Origin of the sequence: Marinobacterium jannaschii DSM 6295, assembly GCF_000620085.1 — a bacterium.
Taxonomy (GTDB): Bacteria; Pseudomonadota; Gammaproteobacteria; order Pseudomonadales; family Balneatricaceae; genus Pontibacterium; species Pontibacterium jannaschii.
Genome location: NZ_JHVJ01000005.1, coordinates 108,929 through 132,234 on the forward strand (window position 1 = coordinate 108,929; position 23,306 = coordinate 132,234).

Genomic DNA, 23,306 nt, shown 5'->3' on the forward strand with positions numbered 1-23,306 from the left:
GAACCTGATCTAGCGTAATTGTCCGGCGAACCCGTCTTGACCACTCTGCTGCCCGCTGGTGATAGTGTCCACCTATTCATAAGCGAGTTGCATATCGAGGGCATGAGCCTTATGCCTAGGAAAGATGTACTGGCCCGACTGCCGACGCACAAGGCCAGCGTCATCGATGAGCTGTTGCTGCATAACTGGTAACCGGCGGCAGGCAAGGTGTAATCGCCGGGCGCTTACCAATAGTACCCCTATGTTCTGGCTGGAAAAGCTGCAGGTTTGGGAGTTGTATGAAGCGAGTAGGCTGAGCTGAATTAACCGTAGATCGGCATTAATCAGAGATCAAACGCCGTCGTTAAGACGGCTTTTGATAGCGTTTTTATCAGAGCTAGACAATGAAGGGGGCTCTAGATCCTTAGCTGATTCATCAATTATTGATGAACCACTTTCATTTCGCAAAGCCGCTTTAAAGTTGGTGATGGAGTGTCCAACGTCAGAGCCAAGTGATCTGAGCTTTTTCGTGCCGAATAGCAATGCGATGATCACTGCGACAATCAAAAGTTGCCAAATGCTGATACCTGCAAGCATGTGTACCTCCTGAGTTTTAGAATTCATCTTTCATGCGTCTGAGAGCGGCAAAAATGTTCTGTTCGTCATGTATGTTTTTGTCTTGTGTAATGTGGATGATTTGTTGGATGGAGGGAATATCGGTTCTTAAAAACGGGTTGATATCGAGTTCCAGGGCTAAGGTTGTGGGCAGTGTTGGTGTAGATTGTGCCAGCTTTCGTTGATACGCCGTTTTGGTCTCTTCGATACGTTTGTTGTCGGGCTCCACAAAAGCCGCAAACTCTAGATTTGATAGAGAGTACTCGTGTGCAGGATAGATCGCTGTATCCTGCGGGAGTGCTTTTATCTTGGACAGGGATGCGAACATATCTGCAGATGTGCCCTCAAAGATTCTGCCGCATCCGCCGGAAAACAGAACATCGCCAGAAAATAGAACAGGGTTTTTCGAGTCGGTATTGAAGAACATGATGTGTTCTTGGGTGTGGCCTTTGGCTGACATTACCTCAAAGACTGTCTCGAACAGATTGAACTGATCGCCATCATTTAACCGGTCATCAAGGAGCGTGAGTTTAGAATCTATCGGACCCAGCACTCTGAGGTTGTAATGGTCTTTTAGATATTCAATACCGCCAACGTGGTCGGCATGATCGTGTGTAACCAGAATATGTGTTAACTGCAGGTTGTGTTCGTTTAAGTAAGCTTGGGTGGCTAAACCATCGCCGGGATCAACGGCTGCGGCCGTCGTGTCGTCGTGTATAAGCCAGATGTAGTTGTCGGAAAATGCTGCTATGGGGACGATTTTTAGCATTATTCTTGGCTCTATTTATTGTGTAGTGGCGGGTTGAGAGTCTGTACGCGATGTGAAAGCAGAGATGTTTTGATGAAAAGGAAAAAATGCCCCCTGTGAAGAGGGCGAAAATTGCCATGATGGCAATGGAGCCGGGAAAGTTTGCAAAACCCGGCTCTGGAAGTAGACAAAGTCAGGATGAGATACTCCCGCAATTAGCGCCTTTGAGGGGGTGGGTATGAGTGCAAAAGCGCTGTTTTAGGAGTGAATCTTCCCGAAAGCCAGTGAGTCTTTAGGGTGTACTCACGCCACCCTTAGATGTTGTTTGCTTTCATCTCTTGAGCGATGTAGTCAGCCTGACGAATCGCCAGCGCGACGATGGTCAGCGTTGGGTTTTCTGCAGCGCCAGTGGTGAACTGACTACCGTCAGAGATAAACAGGTTATTGATGTCGTGGGTTTGTCCCCATTTGTTCACAACGCCATCGTTTGCCTTTGCACTCATGCGATTGGTCCCGAGGTTGTGGGTGCTCGGGTAAGGTGGAACCTTGATGGTTTTGATCGCACCAATCGATTCATAAACCGCGGAACCCTGCTTGAACGCGTGTTCGCGCATCGCAACATCATTGGGGTGATCGTCGTAATGTACGTTTGCAACCGGCAAACCAAACTGGTCTTTCACATCGCTATTTAGGGTGATGCTGTTGCTTTCTTGTGGCATGTCTTCACCCACAATCCACATACCTGCCATGTTCTGGTATTCATCCAGCTCGCCGGTGAACTCTTTGCCCCAGTCGCCTGGGTTCAGGAATGCTGCCAGGAATGGCAGACCCAATGACAGAGTTTCCATCTCGTAGCTACCCACAAACCCGCGTTCAGGCTTGTGTTTCGCCTCATCCTGGATTATCCCTGCCATGGTAGTACCACGGTGCATATTGACCGGTTTCTCGAAGATGCCGTAAACAGACCCGGTGACGTGGCGCATGTAATTGCAACCAACCTGACCTGAGCTGTTTGCCAGGCCTTCTTTGTAAATGGCGCTTTCGGAGTTCAGCAAGATGCGAGGACTCTCGATGGAGTTGCCCGCCACGCAGACGATGCGTGCTTTTTGATGTTGCTGCTGACCTTGTGCATCGACGTACAGAACACCGTCAACCTTGCCGGTTTTGTCGTGGGTGATCTTCAGTACGTGGGCTTCTGCACGCAGTTCAAAGTGACCGGTGCCCTGTGCTTTAGGGATCTCGGTGTATAACGTGGACCATTTCGCACCCATACGGCAGCCCTGGAAACAGAATCCAAGCTGGCGGCAGGATGCTCGCCCGTCACGAGGCTGAGAGTTTATCGCCATGCGGCCGGTGTGAACTTCCTTGTAGCCCAGTTCTTTTGCACCGGCTTCCATCACACGGTAGTTGTTGTTACCTGGCAACCCAGGAATACCGTTGGTGCGGGTCACATCCATTTTGTCTTCAGCCTTAGCGTAGTAAGGCTCAAGCTCTTTGAGATCGATTGGCCAGTCGAGCAGGTTAGCACCTTTTACATGTCCGTAGTTTGTGCGTGCTTTCAGCTCGTGCTCCTGAAAACGCAAACTTGCGCCTGCCCAGTGTAGAGTTGATCCGCCCACTGTTTTGCAGATCCAGGCTGGGAGATTCGGGAAGTCTTTGGCAACACGCCAGCTGCCGGACGTGGTTCGTGTATCCAACCACGCTTCTTTGGAGAACATTTCCCACTCTTTGTTTACGAAGTCTTTTCCATAATCCAGATGTTTGCCTGCTTCAAGGCAAACAACGTAGATGCCCTTCTGAGCCAATTCGTTGCTCAGGGTACCCCCGCCAGCACCAGAGCCGATTACCACTACTACGCTGTTGTCATTCAAGTCGAACTTTTTCATTATTATTATCCTCAGCTCTTAGTTCTTCGGCAGCCAATTGATGTCGTTGAAACCACGTTCCAGGTAACCACCGTGCGGGAACGATGGGCCCTGATAGCCAAACGACATCCAGATTTTTTCGTTGTTATAAAGGGCGACAACCACATGGCCCCTTACCGAGTTAAAGAACGGACTGCCTTCCAGCTTTTTAACTGCTTCTAATTGCTGTTCAGCTGAAAGCTTGAGAAAAGGTACGTTAAAGGTGGAATCGAGCTGTGCCACGCCTTTTTTCAAGAGATTCAAAAGGTTTTTGTCCTTCACCGCCTTGGTATCCAACCCTTCAACACAGGCGTCATAGTACATATCGTCCAGGTGCGCATGTGGGTAGAGCACACGACAAAGACGGGACAGTGTTTGTCCTTCTGAATTTCTGATGCTTGCTAGCGTCATCGCCCAAGCATTGGGTGCGATGCTCATGCCGGTAAGTGAGAGAGCGACGGCTCCTGCCGCTGTCAGGCCGCTGGCTTTCAAAAAACCACGTCGACTCATGTTCGTCTTGTTCATTGCGTTCTCCGAGATTTTATTGTTTTACGGATTCGGATTAAGACAAAGACGGCATTTACTGGCTCTTGTCGGGTGTAAACGCCGTACTGTTGTAACTTGCAAATATGTTGTTTGGACGTGTTTGCAGGTTGCTTATCGATAACGGTTTAGCTTTTCGAGAAACTCGATTTTGTAACCGTCGGGGTCAGTCATGAAGAAGAAGCGCGCCAACAGGCTTCCCTCACGGAAGAATTCTTTAATTTCAGCGGGCTCCATGCCTTCTGAGATCAGCTTTTCGCGGGTTTCTTTTACGTTATCAACACATGCCGCCAGGTGGCCGTAACCGGTACCGTGGGTGTAAGGTTCTTCCTGACTATGGTTGTGGGTCAGTTCAAGCTCGAAGTCGTTTTCTTCGTTGCGCAGGTAAACCAGTGAAAAACCGTCAAAATCGAAGCGATCTGCAATATCCAGATCCAATGCGGTTTTGTAAAACTGAAGAGAACGATCCAAGTTGAACACCCGGATCATTGAGTGAATAGCCTTTGCCATTGTAGACGTAACCTCGTTGTATTGACTCAATACAGGTTACAACAGCGTCACGAAGCGGGGTGGTACTGGAGTACTACATCAAAAATGTCAGTTATCAGCGGCCAATTGGATGCGTACAGTTTCCATCACTTCAGAAGGCTGTTCCAGATAGAGCACACAGGCGCAGCGCAGCAGGGATGCAAAGTTGGGTACATCGCCGTTTATGTCGAGTGCTTCATCATAAACGCGAGACAGAAATTTTGGTGTCGTCATCGATTGCTCTTGTGCGACATAATCAAGAATTTTCCAAAACTTCTCTTCGAGCTTGACGCTAGTTGAGTGTCCGCCCAGCCGTATAGATCGAGACACAAACGTATAGTTCGCTGGATCTTGACCTGCAAAAATATGGCACATAACGAAAACACCTTGTAGTTACCTGATTAAAGGATAGATCAGTAGGGGTACCCTATTGAATCGTTATCGATACTGCAAGATGTGTAGTAGCCGATAATTCCTGATTGGGATTCATTCAGTCGTGATGGGCAGATCTAGCTAAGTAAGCGTAAGGGGCTGTTAGTGATCAAAAGCCCCTTACGCTTAGGGGCTTTGTCGCAGTTTCGGTGAGCGGAAAAGCCTCGTCATGGAGGGAGCTACTACCTACTTCGCTACCACAAATGGTTCTCTTTTTTCAGATGTAGAGCTATCTGAAGCAAAACGTGCTTAAACAAGGACGGAATGCAGAAACCACCCCGTATCCTACTGTTGCTTATGGAGCTGCCCCTTCCAGATGATCCAGCGGTTTAGCCGCAGCCGATTCATGGCGCTCTACCCGACTGGTATGCAGGTACTGCGAGGTGGTATCGATGCTGTCATGACCGGCATCGGCCTGGACATGTGACAGCGGCCGCTGGTTAAGGTTGATATCGTGGGAGATGCCGGTATGGCGGATGCTGTGCGGCGTCATCTGCCTCATCTCCTGGGCATCCTGCTCAAAACCATCCCGTTCGATCGCCTCAGCGGCCAGAGCGAACAGCATATTCAACTCTTCACGTAGCTGACGAATTCCCAGGTTGGCATTGATCAGGCCGCTGTCACGTCCCCGGCCCGCCGCGCGGTGACGGATAAACAGCGGGGCTTCCTCATTCGGCGTCGGCAGCGGCGGCAGCCCCAGGTGGCGGCGATAGCGCTTCAGCGCCTTCAGCAACTGGTTGGATACCGCCACGGTACGCCGCTTACCGCCTTTACTGCGCGGTATATGAAAGCCCCAGACACCGGTTTTGCTGTCGCGGCGAAACTGCCCCATCATCGGCGAAAAGCCCGGCCGGGCGGCTGCCTCGGATATACGCAGGTAACAGCTGTACATCAGGGTGATCAGAAACAGAGTGCGTTCATGCTGCTCCGGATCTTTGTTGGCCAGTGAGCGGGCGGTAGAGATGACATAGGACCACTGCAGCTCGGTGAAGGCGCGGATCTCCTCATCATCTTCACGCATCACCATGCTCTGGCTGCCGGACTTAAAGCGGCCGTTTTTCATCAGCATCATCGCCGGATTGCGTTCGGTGTACTCTTCGTTGATCAGATAGGCAAAGAATGCCGACAGAATCGCCAGCTTGGTTTTCAGGGCTTTATCGGTAATGCGGTAAGGCTGCTCCACCCCGTCCTGCTTTTTGCCCAGGAAGGGTCGCCACTGGGGATTGGGTACCCGCTCATCCAACTCTTTATCGATGACAAACTGCGCTACATTGCGGTAGGCCACCAGGTCTTTTGGTGGCTGAGTGCAGTAATCGATATAGCGCATCAGTACCCGGCGGGTGATATCTGCCACCGAGACCTCTTCGGCATCAAAGCACCAGTGCAGGAAAGTGGTGAGCTCGCTGCGATAGGTTTTGTAGTTGTTCTCGCTGAATTTCTGCTCCAGCAGCCAGTCCACCGCATGCTCATAGATCAGCGCCGCATCGGCTACTTTGTGCAGGGTTACATTCGCTATGTACTGGTTAATGCAGGCGTTTCCCTCCTCCAGATACTGCACGGCATCAAACAGTGGAATTGCCGGCGGCAGCTCGGATAAAGCGGACAGGGATGGCTTTGATGCGGACATAGTCGGACTCAGCGGAATAAATTCATTCCACTGAGTCTAACAAAAACAAAGACTTATGTTTATAACTTAAAGCTGAGACAGTAGATTATTCGACCGGCATGGTATGGCGGCAGCTATCGGGGTCAGCGCTGCGGAAGGCACTGCAGCCCCAGAATTCGCCTTTCTTGCCTTTACGTAACTGCATCATGGCACCGCAGCGGGCGCAGCTGGGTATCTCGCTGGCGCAGTCGCGATTACAGCAACGATAGGCCGATCGTTCCGGCCGCATCACCGAGTCACATTCAGGACAACCGGACTGACGATATTCGCAGCGGGGATACTCGGTGCAACCATAGAAAACCCCGAAGCGGCCTTCCCGGCGTTGCAGCTTGCCACGACTGCATTCAGGACAGGTTACTACTTCAGAGTCGACGTCGGCCGGCCCGAACTCTTCGGTTTCCAGCTTATACCCCGGCTGCATCAATTCATTGATGAAGCGCGAAGGCCGGGTCATATCGCTGATCAGGTAAACCCGGTGACGGGCACGGGTCAGGGCAACATAGAACAAGCGGCGCTCTTCCGCATCCGGATAAGGCTCTGCTGCAGGCAGCATCGCATCCAGCAACGGATGTGTCTGTTTCTCTGACGGAAAGCCAAATCGGCCGCTGACCATATCCAGTACCACCACATAATCCGCCTCTTTGCCCTTACTGGCATGGGCGGTCATCGCATCGATATTAAGGTGCTGATACTGCTGGTTGAGGGAATCCAGCGCCGAGCGATCCGGCAGACTGAAGCTGTAACGCGCCAACAGATAGACTGTCTGGGCTGCTGTCGTGTCCTGAGCGGCCACAATCTGATTGATACGGATCAACACCTCACGCAGCGGGCGGATTGCCTCTTTCGGGCTATAGCTGCTGCGCAGCAGCGAGACCGCAGGGCCTTCGACCTGGCTATGGGTTTGCAGCACTTTGTCGATCTGGGCCGGATTCTGGCAGACAAAGCGGCTGGCCAGATCGCAGATCGCGTTGTTAAAACGGTAAGTTCTGTCCAGCGCAATCACCCGGGTTGGGCCGAAGTATTCACTGAAACCGGTGGTCAGGCTGATATCACTGCCGCTAAAGCGGTAGATCGACTGCCAGTCATCACCGACGCAGAACAGCGAGCGTCCGCGCTCATGAGGTTGCTCCTTCAGTGCCTTGATCAGTTCGGCGCGGGATGCCGAGATGTCCTGAAACTCATCCACCAGTATATGAACCCAGGGTGATTGAAAACGCCCGCTGCGTACATAGTGAATGGCGCGGTTGATCATATCGTCAAAGTCGATCTGTCCGGCGTCCTCCAGATTCTCCTGATAGAGCGCAGTCACCGGTTGCAGCAGCTTAAAGGCGGCGTTCATCCGGCCGGGATCAGAAGATGCCTGAGCCAGCGACACCAGTTTATCGCTGTCCATATTGCTGGACTTGGCGTGTTTCAGCATCTGAGCCAGCAGGTCGCTGACCTGCTTCAGGGCGCCGAACTCGCGCAAGGTCTCCAGCACCGCTTTATCCGGCAGAGGCTCCAGCTCTATCTCAAGCGTATTCATCCTCTCGGCCAGCTGAGCGGTTAACTGTCCGCTTTTCCAGCCGGCATAATCACAACGGATCAGGTGCCAGTTCTTCGGACTGCATTGCTGCTCGATCTTGGCGTGATCTTCCAGCAGTTCGGCGGCACTGAACCACTGCGGCGCCGCTCCGTTATGATCGAGCGGCATATAGTGAATACAGGTGCCCTCCTCGGGCAGCAGGAATATCGCTCCCTGCAACGGCTTGCCCGCCACGCCCGGATGTTGCTGGTAGCCCGCCTGGTAGTTGTACTCAATGCCGTGACGGAACAGGAAGTTGCCGATCAATGCTTCGGCGACACTGGCGACGGTTTCCCCCTTCAGGGTCTTCACTTCGTTCTCGGTCAGCGCATAGAGGTGATCGCCTTCGCGTTGATAACGGAACGGGTCTATATCGGCATAGAGGTACTGCACAAAGTAATCGAGCACATCACTGAGGTAGTCAGGACGCTGCAGCAAGTGGTTGAAGCTCTGCTCGACAAAGTTTCGTTGCAGGCGCTCGTCTTCGGCCATCAGGGTCATGGCGGGCTGCTGCCCCTCGACCTGGGCAATAATCATCCGCCCCAGGGCATGGAAGGTCTGCACATTGAGGCCATTGATGCTATCGCCCAGCTTTTGCTGCAGGCGTTCGCGCATCTCGGCGGCGGCCTTACCGGCAAAGGCCAGCATCAGAATTTGCTGCGGCGATGCCTGATGGTCGCTGATCAGGTAAGCGGCGCGGCCGATCATAGTACTGGTCTTGCCGGTACCTGCGCCGGCCAGTACCAGGTTATTCTCCTCATCCAGCAGGCAGGCATGGCGTTGCTGCTCTGTCAGGGGGTGGCTTTCAATACTGTCGAATAACTGACTGTAACGCTCGCCCTGACGCTGGAAAAATCGCTGATGGAGCTTGTCCAGTGTATCGTCCGGCCAGCCTGATATGCGGTGCAGGAACTCCAGCGGAGCCTGGGCAGAATCAGCACCGGGCTGCTCGGCCGGGCCAAAGCGATAGATGGCTGCCTGTGCTTCTGATCTGATCTGCTGAAAACGCTGCTGGCGCAGATAGTGGCGGTCAGACAGTTGCTGTTTCAACAGGTTGGCCTGGGTAAACACGGCGTCCTCTAACAGCAGAAAGCGTAAGCGGTTAATCTCAGTGCGCAGCTTGTTGGCATCGGACTTAGTCAGTGCTTTGATCTGCAGGGATTCGCCGGTTTCGTTACCAGGCTCTGCTTGCAGCAGATACATCAGGGTGCTGCTGGTCATGCCGTCGTCCAGTTCAACCGGCGTAGCAATATCAGTCAGGGCGATCGTTCGCTGGTCAATCTGCAGTCTATCTGCTTGCAGGCTGATCTGTTGCCAGTTTGCCCCCAGTACTTTCTGCGGCATCGTGACCTTGATGTTCAGGCCGTCAAAATCGTCGTTCATGACTGATGCTTGCCTCTCTCTGTCGCAGACGGCGCCGGAAACCGGGTGATGGCGTCACCGCTGTGCCACCGGGGATATTTCTGCATAATGCTCTGAAACAGCTCCGAGGCGATATGGTCATCCAGCCATTGTTGCAGCGCCTGGTAACCGGTGGCGTAAAACCACTCCCGGTCGACATGGGCGCACTGGCGAATAAAGGGAAATATCGCCATATCGGCAATGGTCAGGTGGTCAGTTGCCAGGTAACCGTTGTTTTGTTGCAGTAGCCGGTCCAGCTTGGATAGCGTAACCTCACACTGGTCACGGTAGTATTCCGGACTGTGTTCCGGGTAACGATCGGCATATTTGTAACGGTCCAGATGCTGCTTAAAGACAAAATCATTTTCCTGAATCAGTCCTTCCGCCTGCCACAGCCAGTCCAGCTGATCGACTTCACGGCCAATCAGCCAGCCGGCCGGATCGTTCTGTTGCAATGCCCAGCGCATAATATCGCGACTTTCCTCAATCACCCGGCCGTCTGGCTGCAGCACCACCGGCACAGTACCCTTGGGTGATATCTGCAGCATTTCTGCCGGTTTATCCCGCAGAACCACTTCGCGCAGCTCAACCTCCACGCCACTGTATGCGATGGCAAGCCGGGCACGCATAGCGTAGGGGCAACGTCGGAAAGAATAGAGAACCGGAAGTGAAGCGTCAGTGGGCATAGTCTTTTCTACTGGCGATTATTTAGTCTGGTAAGCGCAATGGTTTGGGCGCGGACCGATCTGCGGATGGTTGCGACAGGTATCCGGCCTGACCTGGTAAATGGTGCAAAGACGGGTTTTCTGGTCCAGGTAGACGCAATCATCATTGGAACGCTGGCTCAGTGTGTAGGTTTCAGTCTTAAAGTTAAAGTGCTGAATTACGCCCGCCTTGGTCAGGCGTTTCGCCAGCTTTTTCGCCGGCTCATCCACTTCAAAAGGGTCAGCCACGCCCATGCGGGCCAGGTCGTCGAATTTTACCTCGACCGGCAGGCTGCAGCAGGTGCCCCTGCAGCTGTCGCACAGGCCTTTTTTATATTTCACCCAGGTTTTCAGATTGTCGATATTGGCGGAGATTAGCTTTTGGGACATGACGCGATGCTGATAAAACTGCAGAATAATGGTTGTGGGCGGCGATCATAGCAGCGTTGGCTTAAGCCATAAAGCGAGTACGACCTCCCCGGAACGTTTAACGACCCGTACTTTATCTCCCGAGGAGTCCCATGGAGCTACAACCGGAACTGCAAATCCCCCACCTGATCAGCAAGCAAGAGCGCTGGAGCCTGATCAACGACCCTTTGGCAGATGATCCGGTTGCCGCCCTGAAGCGGGATCGCGAACTGTTACAGGAGGTTGCCGCAGGAACGCGCAGCGCCACCGCCAGAATCTGGGAGAACCCACAATGTCTGGTAGTAACCCGTCGGGAAACCCGTTTTCCGCAGTTTACAGCTGCCTGTGAGCAGTTGAAGAGTGAAGCCTGGCCGGTTTTGGTGCGCGAGAGTGGCGGAACCTGTGTGCCCCATCAGCCGGGAATTATTCACTTTACCCTGTTCTACCCGCAGTCTTCAGTGCGTTCTCCAAGTCTGGATGACACTTACATCGCCCTGTGTGAACCGATCCGGCGCGCCATCGCCTCTTTTGGCATAGAAGCGCACTACGGCGAAACCGAAGGTTCCTATTGTGACGGTGATTTCAATCTTAATATCAACGGTCTTAAGGTCACCGGCACCGCCCAGCGTATCGTCGGCGCACCAAAGAATGAATACGGTATTAAGAGCGCTGTTATGGCGCAGGCAATGATTGTCGTGGATGCCGATGCGGTGGCAGGCACCGACTGGGTGAACCGTTTTTACAAGCTGGCGGGAAATGGGCGCCGATTTAAGCCTGAAGTGGCAACCTCGGTTAAGGCGCAACTGGATGGCACAGACCGCATATTACAGCAGTCAGGTATCACAGACTTTACTCTGCTGTTCCGTCAGCGCCTGGCCGAAGCTTTTGTTGAACTGGCACAGCAGGACTAACGTTAGCTGAACGACAGCCACAAAAAAGCCTGAAGTAATTTCTATAAAACCACATTCAGGCTTTTGATTTATAAGATTTTATATGGATAAACTCAGCCTTCCGCGTAAGCTCTGCGCACCTCTTCGGCGATGATGTCGATGCCGCGCTGTACCACCGCAGGCTCCTGGGCGGCATAGTTCACCCGGATACATTCATGCTGGTGGGCCCAGTTGTCGTCATCGATTCCCGGGAAGAAATGATGCCCGGAAACCACCACCACACCGCGTTCTTTCAGGCGCTCGTACAGGGTCTGACTGCTGATCGGCAGGCCTTCAAACCACAACCAGAGGAACATAGCCCCTTCGGGTTTATGGATATGGTATGGCAACTGATCGCCAAAGGCCTTACGGAAAGCGCTGACGGCTTCCTCCGAACGGCGCTTATAGTGTGGTCGAACTACATCGTTACTCAGGCTGATGATCTCGCCGGTTTTTACCAGTTCCTGAGTCATCACCGCACCAAAGCTTCCGCTGGCCAGGTTGATGATGGCGTTAATGCCAGACACCGCCTGAATCACCTCTTCGGAGGCGACAATAATTCCGGTGCGCGCCGCTGGCAGGCCCAGCTTTGACAGGCTGAGACAGACGATGCTGTTTTCATTCCACATCGGTGTTGCCGGGGTATAGATCAGGTTCGGGAACGGCATACCGTAGGCACCGTCGATCATCAGCGGGATATCGTGCTGTTGTGCCAGCGCATCCAGCCGGGCCAGCTCTTCATCGGTGATAACATTGCCGGTCGGATTGGTCGGCCGGGATACGCAGATGGCCCCGGTTTCTTCGCCAATCGACACTTCATTAAAGTCGATACGGTACTTAAACAGGTGATCATCCTGGCGTTCGATCTGAGGATGACCGGCGGTAAAGAATTCCCGTTCCAGCCCTGCATCGGCGTAACCGATATACTCCGGCGCCAGTGGTAGTTGAATCTTACGCTGACTGCCATCATCAAATTTACCGGCGAACATATTAAACAGCATAAAGAAGCCGGACTGACTGCCGTTGGTCAGGGCGATATTTTTTGCTGTGATATTCCAGCCCAGCTGCTTTTTCAGCAATGCGGCCAGGTCGGTCAGCAGCCCAAGATGGCCCTGAGGCGGGTCATAGATGCCCACCAGCTGACGAAAAGTTTTGGGATCATCCACTACCTGCTGCAACCTTGTCTTCAGGCGCTGCTCAACTTCCGGGATATGGGCAGGATTGCCGCCCCCCATCATGATCATCTCTTTATCACCTGCCAGCGCGTTGCCGAGATCATCCATCAACGTAAGAATGCCGGATTCTGTGGTGAATTTTTTTCCGAATGTAGAGAGTTTCATACTGCTGTGTCCGTAATCGTATCCTTGCTGACTGATTCACCAGCGGGCCTTGTGAGCGGTGACTGGCGAAGAGGCGCAAAGATTACCAGTAAATCCCCGCGATTACCGTGCAAATTAATGCTTCGCCAGCATCAAAAGGGAGAAATGCTGCGAATAACTGATTTTAATTAGAGAAAAATACCAACATATATCTTTTTCAGTCTTGTATATATGACTTTCAGGGTAAAACACTGCAGTTTCACCTTCCCTTTTCTCTTTCTGCGTCACGATTTCGATTGCGCCGGAATCGCCTGAAATCTGAGGAAACCCGGAGCAAGTAATCTGTGTTACTTACTAATATAGCCAGTCGCTTAAACAGTGATAAAAGATATCAATCAGTATCCAATACGTATTCCTGTATTTGTTTGCTGGTTGTCGACGACTAATTTGTATACTTCCGGGGCTTGCTATGGGAAAAGGCCGCATCTTGCAGGATGCTATAGCGCGAAGCCTGTACCGGTTTCAAGCGCTATACGGTATTCGAATATAGCCAGGGGGCCTGTTAATATTGTCGTTTTCGATCTGATCGGCGAATACCCTGTTCAGGCATCGGTGGGTTGTGCAACATTTTACGGAATTGATCTATCACGAGTTTTTCTTCGGACTAAAATCCAATCACTGTCTCAACCTAATCTATAATCAATCCGTACACAGGCCTTTTACAGGGATGCATAAGACTCTATGTCGATGTCGTTAAACTGCAGACAATTCAGTCGGATCGCCAGTATTTCTGTGGCTCTATTCGTGCTGATACTATCGTCCCACACCCCTCTGGCGTTAGCTGGCAGCCCCGCTCCCCCGGTGGTGATCGTCAACCCTTCTGTCGATGTTGATTTCTTTTCTGATGGCGATCTCTGGGCCATTTTTGGCGTCCATTATCGCGCCTGGCCTGATGGCTCCGCCGTAAAAGTATTCGTACTACCGGACAAACATCCTGTACATCGTTCCTTTGCAATCAAGCGATTGCACACCTACCCCTATCAATTAAAACGGGTTTGGAAGCGCCTGGCTTTCTCCGGCACGGGACGTGCCCCCTACATAGTTAAGGATCAACAGGAAATGTTGCTAAAAGTCTCTTCGACACCCGGTGCTATCGGGTATGTAGACGCCGATTTTGATACAGGAGAAAGCCATGTCCTTATCGTCACCCCATAAGCAACGCTTGCGGTGTCTGAGTTTAGGCATTCTCACCCTGGCCGGCAGCTCGACCGCCACGGCGATCGAAGTGTCCGATCAGCTTTCTGTACATGGCTTTGTCAGTCAGTCCTATGTGCATACCGCGGGTAACAACTACTTTGGCGACTCACAGGACGGTAGCTTTGACTACCGCGAGCTGGGTATCAATGCCTATTGGCAGCCAACCGCTGACCTTAGCTTTGCCGGCCAGCTACTCTCCCGCTCGGCGGGTAATCTGAGCGATGGTGATCCGCGTATCGATTATCTGCTGGCCGATTACAGCATTGGTAAGAACCCCGATCTCTGGGGTGGCGTGCGATTAGGGCGATTCAAAACACCTTACGGTTTCTATAACCAGACCCGCGACATCCCCCACGCCCGCCTGGGTGTCATTGCTGCGCCTTCAGTCTACTTCGAGCAGCTCAGGGACACCTTACTGGCAACGGATGGTTTGAACCTATACGCCGGCAGCGTTAACAGCTGGGGAACGCTCGAACTGGATATGTTTGCCGGTAAAGCCAAGGGCGGTGTCGCTGAGCTGGAATACTTTGCCCTGCAGACCGATGCGCCGGGCGAATTCGATAGTATCGATGTCTGGGGCGCTCAGATTCGCTACGAGCCGATTGGCGGACAAACCCGCTTCGCTTTCAGTATCTATGAACCTGACTTGCAGTACCTGCCGGGATCACCCGATCCGTTTGAGCCGGGAACGGTCGAATCAACGGCGTATCTGCTGTCTGCTCAATACAATGCGGAAAGATGGTCGCTGACAACGGAATATTCCCGCATGGAAAACGACCTCGCAGGATTCGGTCCCCGCTTCCCATCCAAAGAAGGGGTGTCAGAGGCCTGGTACCTGCAGGGTGAATACCACTTATCATCGGAATGGACACTGATGTTACGTTACGAAGAACAATATCTGGATACCGCCGACCGAAAAGGAACCCGGCTGTATGAGCCTGTCTTTGGTATCGCCCACCTGGCGTTTTCCAAAGGGATTGCTGCCGGCGTTCGCTGGATTCCGGCCCCGGACTGGGTAATTAAAGGCGAACTTCATCATACGGATGGTACACTCTGGCTACCAAAGCAGGACAACAAGAGTATTGCGGAGCGGGAGAAGGTCTGGAACTTTTTCGCCCTGCAGTTTGTATATAGTTTTTAGATAAGCGTATGACTGAATGAATCTGATCCCCAAGATGAGTATCAAATGGAAGGCAGTGATCTTCCTCAGTGCTGTACTTATCTCCATCTCCGGACTGATGGTCGGATTGTATACCTGGTCGATAGAAAATCTCGAACAGCGCCAGCAGGAGGTTTTCCGGGATAGCGCTATCACCGCCCTGGACGGGTTGCTCAGTGACTGGCGAAATGAGCAGACACAGCTGGCGGTCCTGATTCCTGGCCTCAGCAATGTCGACAGTGCATTGCGGACTGAACAGCGGGATGAGATTAAGAGAGCGCTGGAAACTCACTGGCAACGGCTCTCGCTCTATATCGACGTCAACTATCTTCACCTTTTCAGCGAAGATGGCCACAGCATTACCGGTATTCACCGAAATTACGATACAACGGCATTACAGCTTGAGATCATACGCAAAAACGTTCAGGAAGTTCTGGATACAGAAGAACCGGGAAACTTCCTGATCTGTGACAGTCAGTGCAGCCTGTATGTGGTTGAGCCTTTTATTCTCGATAACGGCGTTCGCGGTGTTATTGCGATCGGGCGCAATATTGCAGATATTGCATCCCGTTACTTTCGCCAGACGGGTGCCGACCTTGCTCTGATTTTGCCGGGTGCCCGAAACCGCAACGATGAACGTTATCTCGAACAGTGGAATCAGGAGGTTTGGGCGCTGAGCCACGTAAACCGCCGCCTGCCACTGTTACGGCAACTTCAGGCAAGCAGCGGTCCCTCGCCAGACGGGGCTGAAGTTACGGCGGCCAGCGGTCGTACCTATCGGATTACCGAACTGGCCCTCCAGTCACACCAGAACTTCCAGGGCGAACTGACCCTACTATCGATCGCGGATGTCACAGAGGTTAAAGCTGCCCAGGCAACCACAATCAGGGCCGGAGTCGTTACCGGACTGATTGGACTGTTGCTATCAGAATTGTTGCTGGTGTGGCTGATCTGGCGGCCAACAGAGCGCCTCAGAAGCCTGGCGGCGGCCTTACCATTGCTGGCGGATAACCGGTTCAGGGATGCTCAAAGCCGGATTGAGACACCTCGCAGCAGACTCCTGCCCGATGAGTTCGATGTGCTGGAAAATTCAGCGCTTAACCTCTGTAGTCAGCTGGAGCAGCTGAATATCCAGGTGGAGGAGCGTACCGGATCCCTTAAATCGAATATGGAAGAGCAGAAACGGGCCCGCGAATTCATGCACCGGGTTCTGGATACAGCGCCAATGGTGATCCTGACGCAGGACCTTCACGGCACCATCTATATGATGAACAGAATCGGGCGAACGCTGACCGGCTGGGATGGCGAGAACGATCACAACCCGGATTTCTATAGCCTGCACCTGACGGAATCCCTGCCAACGGACGTGCAGTCGCGGATGATGTCTATCATCGATCAGACGGCAATGGGGTTTCAGCATGAAGGTCATCTGCGTGATGCCGGACGCCTGCACTACATGACATGGTTCCACTCGACAGTGACCGGTGAAGCCGGGCAGAGCCTGATCCTGTCCGTTGGCGTCGACCTGACTGAGCGAATTGAAGCGGAACAGAAACTGTCATGGCTGGCTTCCCACGACCCGCTTACCAGCCTGGTGAACCGTCACAGCTTCCAGGAACGCCTCAGACAGGCGGTTGCCGAGGGACGCCGGGGAGCCTTGTTGTTTATAGACGCCGACCACTTTAAGTATATTAATGATACTGCGGGTCACGCGGTTGGCGATCGGGTACTTAAAACCATCTCGACAACATTGCTGGAGAATACGCGTGACACAGATGTAGTATCGCGCCTCGGTGGTGATGAATTTATTATCCTGCTGCCGCGGGCCAACTATATCGATGCCCGTAAGGTGATGGCGAAGCTAAGTCGGTTGCTGAACGGCTCAATCACCCTCAGTGACGGCTCGCTGCAGCATTTCAGTTGCAGCATCGGTGGCGCACTCTACCCCGATCACGGTCATACCGACGAAGAGTTGCTGGCCCATGCCGATATGGCAATGTATCAGGCCAAGCAACGCGGTCAGGGCCAATGGCACCTGTTTGATGAGACCGAATCGATCCTGCAGCGTATCCAGACCGATGTGCACTGGCAAGATCAGATCCGCCGGGCGCTTGAGCAGAACCGCTTCCAGCTGCACTTCCAGCCGATCATGCAGATCGACCGTTGCGAAGTCAGTCATCACGAAGTGTTGCTGCGTATGGTGATGGATAACGGTGATATCGCCATGCCTGGCCAGTTTATCGAGGTGGCTGAACGCACCGGCCTGATCGGCCAGATCGACCAGTGGGTACTGGCGGCGACAATGCGCTACCTGGCGGAATACCAGGAGACCTTTGGCGACAGGCTGAAGCTTGCGGTCAATGTCTCGGCTCCGACGCTTCAGGCGCCGGGCTTTACCAAGATATTTTTCCGTCTCTGCCATCGTTATCAGATCAAACCGTCCCAGATAATCATCGAGATTACCGAAACCGCCTTCCTCGATGACCTGAATACCGCGAAGCAAACCTTACAGATGCTGGTTGATCAGGGTTGTCAGATAGCGCTGGATGATTTCGGTGTGGGCTATTCGTCGTTCAACTACCTGAAAAAGATGCCGCTGACCTACGTCAAACTGGATGGCTCTTATATCAAAGGACTTGCAGAGAGCGATGAAGAGCAACTCTTCGTCAGGTGCCTGTCGGAGATGGTGCGCGGTTTCGGCATGATTACAGTGGCCGAGTTTGTCGAAACGCCGGAAGTCCTGAATATACTGCGGCGTCTGGGTGTGAACTATGCCCAGGGATATCTGATCGGCAAGCCCTCCCCTGAGCTATCGGACAACTTCTCGATGGAAGAAGAGATCCAGATTGTCTCCGACGAGATTTAACACGGCAGATAACCCGCGTAATCAGATAATCTCAGAGGCCTGTGACAGGTTCTCTGAGATTTTCGGTTTCAGAAGCGCGCTTTAAGGCGGATGTATCCCCGCCGCTCCAACCGGTTTTTCGCCGTGCTCTCGCGATTGTCCCGATCAAACAGGTTTTGCACGATCAGCTCAAGCTGCCAGTCCGCCGCCCGGGATTTGGTTGTATAGGCCAGTCGCAGGTCAGTTCTCTGTATCACGCCAGTCGCCTCGCCGTCCCAGTTGGATGATCCTGCTACAAAGTAGTGAACGCCGCCCAGCGTCAGGCCCCGGCCTAAGCGATGGCTATAGAGCAATGAAGCACTATGGTCGGGAAAGTGGCTTGCCAGGTCCTCAATGCCTCCCAGCCCTTTATCCAGCTCGCCCCGTGTCTCGATATAGGCGTAGGTAGCAGCCAGAATATCATCCCGCCGTGGCCGCATGCGGAACTGCACCTCCAGTCCCTGCTGATGCCAGTTGCCACCGTTCTGCGGCACTCTCACCTGCTGGTCTGCGAGGTCATTGGCTGCGATTAACCGGGTATCGATGCCCCTGGATACCTTTTCATGAAACAGACGGATATCCAGCTGGCGCTTGTAGCGCTGCCACTGCTTTAGCACGCCAATATCGAATGCGTTCAGTCTCTCGGTGCGCAGTGAGCTGTTAGGGCGCCAGACTTCATCGAATGTTGGCCCGGGGAGTGGGCTTTGCAGATTCAGTTCGGCATTGAATGCCAGCATAGACGGTATCCGGTGCGCCAGAGTATAAGAGCTGCGCAGGCTGAGGTCCTGTTGAGGCTGATAGTTGACGGCCAGCCGGGGTGATAGTTTTAAAGCGTCGATCTTGTTGCCTTTTTCGGCCATCAGGCCGAAAGTCAGGCGTAATGGCTCTGTTGGCTGGAGTTCCAGGTTGCCGAACAGGCGCCAGCGCTCGGCTTTCAGGTCTGACTCAGAGTTCAGTACTGTCGGGCTGCGTCCGAGTGACTGACGGTAACCGATGCCGCTGACGATATGTGATTTCGCCCCTAACCGTCCGGACAATTGATATTCGAGGTCACGTATCTCTGTCTGACCGTGTTCCAGTACGGCCCTGACTTCGCCGGGATTGGCGGAGATAACACCGGCCGCCAGATCTTGGGGGATTCCGGCAAACCCGGCCAGCTCGACGGGCCTCATCTCGGGCGTGTCCAGATTCAGCGCATTCCGGTATCCCGTGAGCTGATGTGTAAAACCATCCAGGTCTTCATGCGTCCAGCGCAGCAACTGATAGTCGTAGTTGTAGTCACGGGGTATGAAGAGATTGTCGACCGCGATCCCCTCCCAGTCAGCCTGTCCCCAGGTTCCGCCAAGCTGAATATCCACTGTGTCGACGAAGGTTGGCGTGAATTCACCGTAGAAGTTAATACCGCGATTTGTTTCCTGATCGGATAACGCTTTACTGCCAGCAGAGCGGTCGTAGTTTGCTGATAACAGAAGATTGAAGGTCTCACTGTTCTCAACATGCTGAAACTGATATTGGCGGCTGTGCAGGCTGCCGAAGCGGGTACTGACGGAAGAACCTTCCGTTTCCAGCGGATGCCTGGTCACGATATTAACGGCCCCGAGGAAGGCATTGGCGCCGTGGGTGGGCGTATTGGAACCACGGACAACCTCGATATGATCGATATCGTCCAGGTAGACCCCCAGCGAGCCCCAGTCCACGGTAGAGAGCAGTGGCCAGTAGACGGCCCGGCCGTTAACCATCACCTCAAGCCGGCGCGGGAATATATCGCGAATACCGTGATAGGAAACTGCCCCGCCATTGCTGTTGTTTGCCAGCGAGAGCATGCCGGGAACCAGCCGGAACAGGTCCTGCACCCTGACCGCGCCGGATGCCTCGATCAGCGCGCGGTCAATGACGGTGATTGATACCGGAAGGTCTTTTGCGGGCTGCTCAACCCGGGTCGCCGAGATGACCGCCGGAATCTGATCGAACAGTGCCGTTTCATCGAATAACTGCTCGGCGCTGAGGCAGGGAGCCGCCGTTGCCAGAAGTATCGTCAGGCTGAGTTTTTTCCGCAGGGTGTAGTCCATTACATTCAGCCCGGTCCGTTACAAATGACAGTTCGATCAAAAAGTGTCGCAGATCAGCAACAAAATTTGCGACCGGATTATCCCACCATCCAGATCGTGGCGGCAATACGGCCAAAGCGCTGTGGCAACTGAAGTTAAAGTAAAACTCAGAAAAATGGGTGTATTTTCAGCAGCAGGTGCGATGGCTTCGGTAAAGATCGCCTAAACTGTTTAAAAAGCGAACATGTGTGTTCGTTCAATAAATCTGCAGAGATTCATTTTCATTGCAAGCCGGGACGCTGTGACCAACCTGAATATTAAGGAGGACTCAGCCGATGACTGTATCCGAGCATATCCGGGAACTTTGGCCACTGTTCCTGTACGGGCTAATGGCGGTCACGCTGGTGGCCCTGATACTGGCGGTGTCCTCTGTGCTAGGCCAGCGACATCGCGCCCGTGCCGCCGATGAACCCTTCGAGTCCGGCATCGTTCATGTCGGCGACACCCATATCCGGTTTTCAGCCCCCTACTTTGTTATTGCCGTACTGTTTGTCATCTTCGACCTGGAAGCAGCGTTTATCTATGCCTGGGCTATCTCTTTTCCACAGTCAGGCTGGGCAGGTTTAATAGAGATCGGCATTTTTATCGGGATACTCCTGATCGCGCTGTTCTATCTTTGGCTTTTGGGTGCCCTTGAATGGGGAAATCGAGCCGACAACACTACTCTGCGCCCGCAGCCGATTCAGGGGGACAGTCAGATCCTGAGCGGCAAGCTGCCCGCGCCTGCCCCGGCCGAGCCTGAGGTGCGGTTATGAGCTGGAACCTGACACCGGCGAATGGTTCTTCGGTCATAGCGCGTTCAGAACCAAACCAGGATCATCTGAAACAAAACCTCTTTATGGCACGGCTTGAAGATATGGTCTCCTGGGGACGAAGCCATTCAGTCTGGCCATTCAATTTTGGCCTTTCCTGCTGCTACGTCGAGATGGCAACCGCCTTCACTCCCCGCCACGATATCGCCCGCTTCGGGGCTGAAGTGATTCGGGGCACACCGCGTGAAGCCGACCTTATCGTTATTTCAGGCACTGTCTTTCGCAAGATGGCTCCGGTGATTCAGCGTCTCTATGAACAGCTGATGGAGCCGCGCTGGGTTATTTCCATGGGGTCCTGTGCCAATTCCGGTGGCATGTATGACATCTACAGCGTAGTGCAGGGCGTTGACAGCTTCCTACCGGTGGATGTCTATGTACCCGGCTGTCCGCCAAGGCCTGAAGTGCTGCTTCAGGGCCTGATACTGCTGCAGGAATCCATCGCCAGCGAGCGCCGTCCCCTGAGCTGGGTGCTTGATAGCCAGGGCCACGCCACGCAGCGCATGACTCCCTCTTTTCGTGATCAGCTCCAGGAGGAGCGTAATAACCAGACGGATCTGAAAAAACCTGATTCGATCTGAGGCTGATGCGATGGGGAACATGCTCTCAATCCAGCCCGTTACCCAGACACTGCTGGGGCAGTTTGGCCCGGAGACCGTGCAGCAACAACTCACCACAGATCAGATCCCGACGCTGTGGATCAGTCGTTGCAAGTTGCTGGAGATTGTCAGCTATCTCAAGCTGGAGATCGAAGCGCCCTATCTTACCCTGTATGACCTGACCGCTATTGATGAACGCACCCGCAGCGGGCGCGACGAACAACCGCCGTCAGATTACACCCTGGTCTATCACCTGCTCTCCTACGACCGGAATCAGGATCTGAGGCTGAAAGTTGCGCTGGATATTGATGACCTGAATATGCCTTCGGTCACCGGCATCTGGCCCTGTGCCAACTGGTATGAGTGCGAGGTGTGGGACATGTTCGGCATCCGCTTCAACGGACACCCCCACCTGCGACGCATACTGATGTCCCCCACATGGCAGGGCCATCCGTTGCGCAAGGATCACCCCGCCCGCGCGACCTCGATGGAGCCATTCTCCCTGCCCGACGAACGGCAGGATATGGAGCAGGAAGCACTGCGGTTCGACCCGGAATACTGGGGCATGAGCCGCGGCGGTGATGACAGCGACTATATGTTTTTAAACCTTGGCCCCAATCACCCGTCAGTGCACGGCGTGTTCCGCATCGTATTGCAGCTGGACGGCGAACAGATACTGCACGCCATTCCGGACATCGGCTATCACCACCGTGGTGCGGAAAAGATGGGGGAACGGCAAAGCTGGCACAGCTATATCCCCTACACCGATCGCATCGACTATCTCGGTGGTGTGATGAATAACCTGCCCTATGTGCTGGCGGTGGAGAAGCTCGCGGGGATTCAGGTGCCTGAGCGGGTCAAAACCATTCGCGTCATGCTGTGTGAGATGTTCCGTATCGCCAGTCACCTGGTGTTCTACGGCACTTTTGCTCAGGATATCGGCCAGCTGTCACCGGTATTTTATATGTTTGCCGACCGGGAAAAGTTATTTGGCATTATCGAAGCGATCACCGGGGCACGCATGCATCCGGCCTGGTTCCGTATCGGCGGCGTGGCACAGGACCTGCCCAAGGGCTGGCAGACACTGGTACGGGACTTCCTCGAATATATGCCGGCCCGGTTGCAACAATATGAGTCGATGGTGATGCAGAACAGCCTGATCCGCCGTCGCAGCCGGGGTATAGGCTGTTACAACACCGCTGAGGCGATCGAATGGGGTGTCACAGGTCCCGGACTACGGGCCACCGGGCTGGGCTGGGACTGGCGTAAATTCCGCCCTTACAGTGGTTACCAGAACTTTGATTTTGAGGTTCCGACGGGGGGCCGGGGAGATGCCTACGACCGGGCCCGGGTGCGTATCGACGAGATCTGGCAGAGCCTCTCGATTATCCGCCAGTGCCTGGAGCATATGCCCCAGGGCCCCTACAAAGCGGACCACCCCCTCACCACACCGCCACCGAAAGAGCGCACCCTGAAGGATATAGAGACACTGATAGACCACTTCCTCGGCATGAGCTGGGGGCCGGTGATTCCACCCGGTGAGGCTTCTGTCGGTGTTGAGGCAACTAAAGGCAACCACAGCTACTACCTGATCAGCGATGGAGGGACCCAATCCTATCGTACCCGGATACGGACACCCTCATTTCCCCACCTGCAGATGATCCCCCTGATCAGCCAGGGACTGATGGTGGCTGACCTGATCGCCATTATCGCCAGCATTGATTTTGTTATGGCCGATGTGGATCGATGA

At 53.6% G+C, this 23,306-nt stretch carries 19 protein-coding genes; 7 read left to right on the forward strand and 12 right to left on the reverse strand.

The genetic code is table 11. The features are described from left to right. Positions 1 to 330: 330 nt before the first annotated feature. The 10 genes from tatA to Q354_RS0103915 form a co-directional block, all read right to left on the reverse strand. A complete protein-coding gene (tatA, locus tag Q354_RS28935) occupies positions 331 to 576 on the reverse strand; it encodes a twin-arginine translocase TatA/TatE family subunit (RefSeq protein ID WP_027856473.1) in 246 nt (81 codons plus the stop codon). A 16-nt stretch (positions 577 to 592) separates the two neighbouring features. Further along, entirely contained in the window at positions 593 to 1,363 is a 771-nt protein-coding gene (gene gloB / locus Q354_RS0103875; protein ID WP_027856474.1) for a hydroxyacylglutathione hydrolase, read from the reverse strand. A 293-nt stretch (positions 1,364 to 1,656) separates the two neighbouring features. Next, a complete protein-coding gene (locus Q354_RS0103880; RefSeq protein WP_027856475.1) occupies positions 1,657 to 3,228 on the reverse strand; it encodes a GMC family oxidoreductase in 1,572 nt (523 codons plus the stop codon). A gap of 18 nt (positions 3,229 to 3,246) precedes the next feature. After that, entirely contained in the window at positions 3,247 to 3,771 is a 525-nt protein-coding gene (locus Q354_RS0103885; protein WP_051559862.1) for a twin-arginine translocation signal domain-containing protein, read from the reverse strand. Positions 3,772 to 3,903: 132 nt separating this feature from the next. Beyond that, entirely contained in the window at positions 3,904 to 4,299 is a 396-nt protein-coding gene (locus tag Q354_RS0103890; RefSeq protein WP_027856477.1) for a VOC family protein, read from the reverse strand. 87 nt (positions 4,300 to 4,386) lie between these two features. Next, a complete protein-coding gene (locus Q354_RS27800) occupies positions 4,387 to 4,692 on the reverse strand; it encodes a ribbon-helix-helix domain-containing protein (protein WP_027856478.1) in 306 nt (101 codons plus the stop codon). Between the two features lie 352 nt (positions 4,693 to 5,044). Further along, positions 5,045 to 6,376 (reverse strand): tyrosine-type recombinase/integrase, encoded by a 1,332-nt coding sequence (locus Q354_RS0103900; protein WP_051559863.1) that lies wholly within the window; start codon positions 6,374 to 6,376, stop codon positions 5,045 to 5,047. Positions 6,377 to 6,461: 85 nt separating this feature from the next. After that, a complete protein-coding gene (locus Q354_RS24475) occupies positions 6,462 to 9,362 on the reverse strand; it encodes a UvrD-helicase domain-containing protein (RefSeq protein ID WP_051559864.1) in 2,901 nt (966 codons plus the stop codon). Continuing rightward, on the reverse strand, positions 9,359 to 10,066 hold the full coding sequence (locus tag Q354_RS0103910; protein ID WP_027856480.1) for a glutathione S-transferase: 708 nt from the start codon (positions 10,064 to 10,066) through the stop codon (positions 9,359 to 9,361). Before Q354_RS0103910 ends, Q354_RS24475 begins: the two co-directional genes overlap by 4 nt. Before the next feature lie 18 nt (positions 10,067 to 10,084). Then, a complete protein-coding gene (locus Q354_RS0103915; protein ID WP_027856481.1) occupies positions 10,085 to 10,474 on the reverse strand; it encodes a YkgJ family cysteine cluster protein in 390 nt (129 codons plus the stop codon). 131 nt (positions 10,475 to 10,605) lie between these two features. Here Q354_RS0103915 and Q354_RS24480 point away from each other — a divergent pair, with 131 nt between their 5' ends. Further along, on the forward strand, positions 10,606 to 11,403 hold the full coding sequence (locus Q354_RS24480) for a lipoate--protein ligase family protein (protein ID WP_051559865.1): 798 nt from the start codon (positions 10,606 to 10,608) through the stop codon (positions 11,401 to 11,403). A 92-nt stretch (positions 11,404 to 11,495) separates the two neighbouring features. Here Q354_RS24480 and Q354_RS0103925 read toward each other — a convergent pair whose 3' ends face one another. Then, positions 11,496 to 12,761 (reverse strand): valine--pyruvate transaminase, encoded by a 1,266-nt coding sequence (locus tag Q354_RS0103925; RefSeq protein WP_027856482.1) that lies wholly within the window; start codon positions 12,759 to 12,761, stop codon positions 11,496 to 11,498. Between the two features lie 720 nt (positions 12,762 to 13,481). Between Q354_RS0103925 and Q354_RS24485 the strand changes: the two genes are divergently transcribed. From Q354_RS24485 to Q354_RS0103940, 3 genes are read left to right on the forward strand one after another with little or no spacing between them, the layout of a single operon-like run. Then, entirely contained in the window at positions 13,482 to 13,955 is a 474-nt protein-coding gene (locus Q354_RS24485; RefSeq protein WP_051559866.1) for a type 2 periplasmic-binding domain-containing protein, read from the forward strand. Then, positions 13,933 to 15,138, forward strand: a complete 1,206-nt coding sequence (locus Q354_RS0103935) for a hypothetical protein (protein WP_027856483.1) — start codon at positions 13,933 to 13,935, stop codon at positions 15,136 to 15,138. The genes Q354_RS24485 and Q354_RS0103935 overlap by 23 nt, the downstream gene beginning before the upstream one ends. Before the next feature lie 34 nt (positions 15,139 to 15,172). Next, positions 15,173 to 18,022 carry a bifunctional diguanylate cyclase/phosphodiesterase gene (locus Q354_RS0103940; protein ID WP_169828855.1) on the forward strand — a complete coding sequence of 950 codons (2,850 nt, stop codon included), beginning with the start codon at positions 15,173 to 15,175 and terminating at the stop codon, positions 18,020 to 18,022. Between the two features lie 68 nt (positions 18,023 to 18,090). Here the strand turns inward: Q354_RS0103940 and Q354_RS0103945 are convergent, their stop codons facing one another. Continuing rightward, a complete protein-coding gene (locus Q354_RS0103945; RefSeq protein ID WP_027856485.1) occupies positions 18,091 to 20,109 on the reverse strand; it encodes a TonB-dependent receptor plug domain-containing protein in 2,019 nt (672 codons plus the stop codon). A gap of 314 nt (positions 20,110 to 20,423) precedes the next feature. Between Q354_RS0103945 and Q354_RS24490 the strand changes: the two genes are divergently transcribed. The 3 genes from Q354_RS24490 to nuoC are packed head-to-tail and all read left to right on the forward strand — an operon-like array spanning position 20,424 to position 23,306. Continuing rightward, positions 20,424 to 20,903, forward strand: a complete 480-nt coding sequence (locus tag Q354_RS24490) for an NADH-quinone oxidoreductase subunit A (protein ID WP_084332464.1) — start codon at positions 20,424 to 20,426, stop codon at positions 20,901 to 20,903. Further along, complete coding sequence (locus tag Q354_RS0103955) at positions 20,900 to 21,538, forward strand: NADH-quinone oxidoreductase subunit B (protein WP_027856486.1); 639 nt, start codon at positions 20,900 to 20,902, stop codon at positions 21,536 to 21,538. Before Q354_RS24490 ends, Q354_RS0103955 begins: the two co-directional genes overlap by 4 nt. A gap of 10 nt (positions 21,539 to 21,548) precedes the next feature. After that, positions 21,549 to 23,306, forward strand: a complete 1,758-nt coding sequence (gene nuoC / locus Q354_RS0103960) for an NADH-quinone oxidoreductase subunit C/D (protein ID WP_051559867.1) — start codon at positions 21,549 to 21,551, stop codon at positions 23,304 to 23,306.

Bases quoted from the DNA above. Each gene is read 5' to 3' on its own strand.
- tatA (WP_027856473.1), bottom strand. From the start codon at position 576: ATGCTTGCAGGTATCAGCATTTGGCAACTTTTGATTGTCGCAGTGATC.
- gloB (WP_027856474.1), bottom strand. From the start codon at position 1,363: ATGCTAAAAATCGTCCCCATAGCAGCATTTTCCGACAACTACATCTGG.
- Q354_RS0103880 (WP_027856475.1), bottom strand. From the start codon at position 3,228: ATGAAAAAGTTCGACTTGAATGACAACAGCGTAGTAGTGGTAATCGGC.
- Q354_RS0103885 (WP_051559862.1), bottom strand. From the start codon at position 3,771: ATGAACAAGACGAACATGAGTCGACGTGGTTTTTTGAAAGCCAGCGGC.
- Q354_RS0103890 (WP_027856477.1), bottom strand. From the start codon at position 4,299: ATGGCAAAGGCTATTCACTCAATGATCCGGGTGTTCAACTTGGATCGT.
- Q354_RS27800 (WP_027856478.1), bottom strand. From the start codon at position 4,692: ATGTGCCATATTTTTGCAGGTCAAGATCCAGCGAACTATACGTTTGTG.
- Q354_RS0103900 (WP_051559863.1), bottom strand. From the start codon at position 6,376: ATGTCCGCATCAAAGCCATCCCTGTCCGCTTTATCCGAGCTGCCGCCG.
- Q354_RS24475 (WP_051559864.1), bottom strand. From the start codon at position 9,362: ATGAACGACGATTTTGACGGCCTGAACATCAAGGTCACGATGCCGCAG.
- Q354_RS0103910 (WP_027856480.1), bottom strand. From the start codon at position 10,066: ATGCCCACTGACGCTTCACTTCCGGTTCTCTATTCTTTCCGACGTTGC.
- Q354_RS0103915 (WP_027856481.1), bottom strand. From the start codon at position 10,474: ATGTCCCAAAAGCTAATCTCCGCCAATATCGACAATCTGAAAACCTGG.
- Q354_RS24480 (WP_051559865.1), top strand. From the start codon at position 10,606: ATGGAGCTACAACCGGAACTGCAAATCCCCCACCTGATCAGCAAGCAA.
- Q354_RS0103925 (WP_027856482.1), bottom strand. From the start codon at position 12,761: ATGAAACTCTCTACATTCGGAAAAAAATTCACCACAGAATCCGGCATT.
- Q354_RS24485 (WP_051559866.1), top strand. From the start codon at position 13,482: ATGTCGATGTCGTTAAACTGCAGACAATTCAGTCGGATCGCCAGTATT.
- Q354_RS0103935 (WP_027856483.1), top strand. From the start codon at position 13,933: ATGTCCTTATCGTCACCCCATAAGCAACGCTTGCGGTGTCTGAGTTTA.
- Q354_RS0103940 (WP_169828855.1), top strand. From the start codon at position 15,173: ATGAGTATCAAATGGAAGGCAGTGATCTTCCTCAGTGCTGTACTTATC.
- Q354_RS0103945 (WP_027856485.1), bottom strand. From the start codon at position 20,109: ATGGACTACACCCTGCGGAAAAAACTCAGCCTGACGATACTTCTGGCA.
- Q354_RS24490 (WP_084332464.1), top strand. From the start codon at position 20,424: ATGACTGTATCCGAGCATATCCGGGAACTTTGGCCACTGTTCCTGTAC.
- Q354_RS0103955 (WP_027856486.1), top strand. From the start codon at position 20,900: ATGAGCTGGAACCTGACACCGGCGAATGGTTCTTCGGTCATAGCGCGT.
- nuoC (WP_051559867.1), top strand. From the start codon at position 21,549: ATGGGGAACATGCTCTCAATCCAGCCCGTTACCCAGACACTGCTGGGG.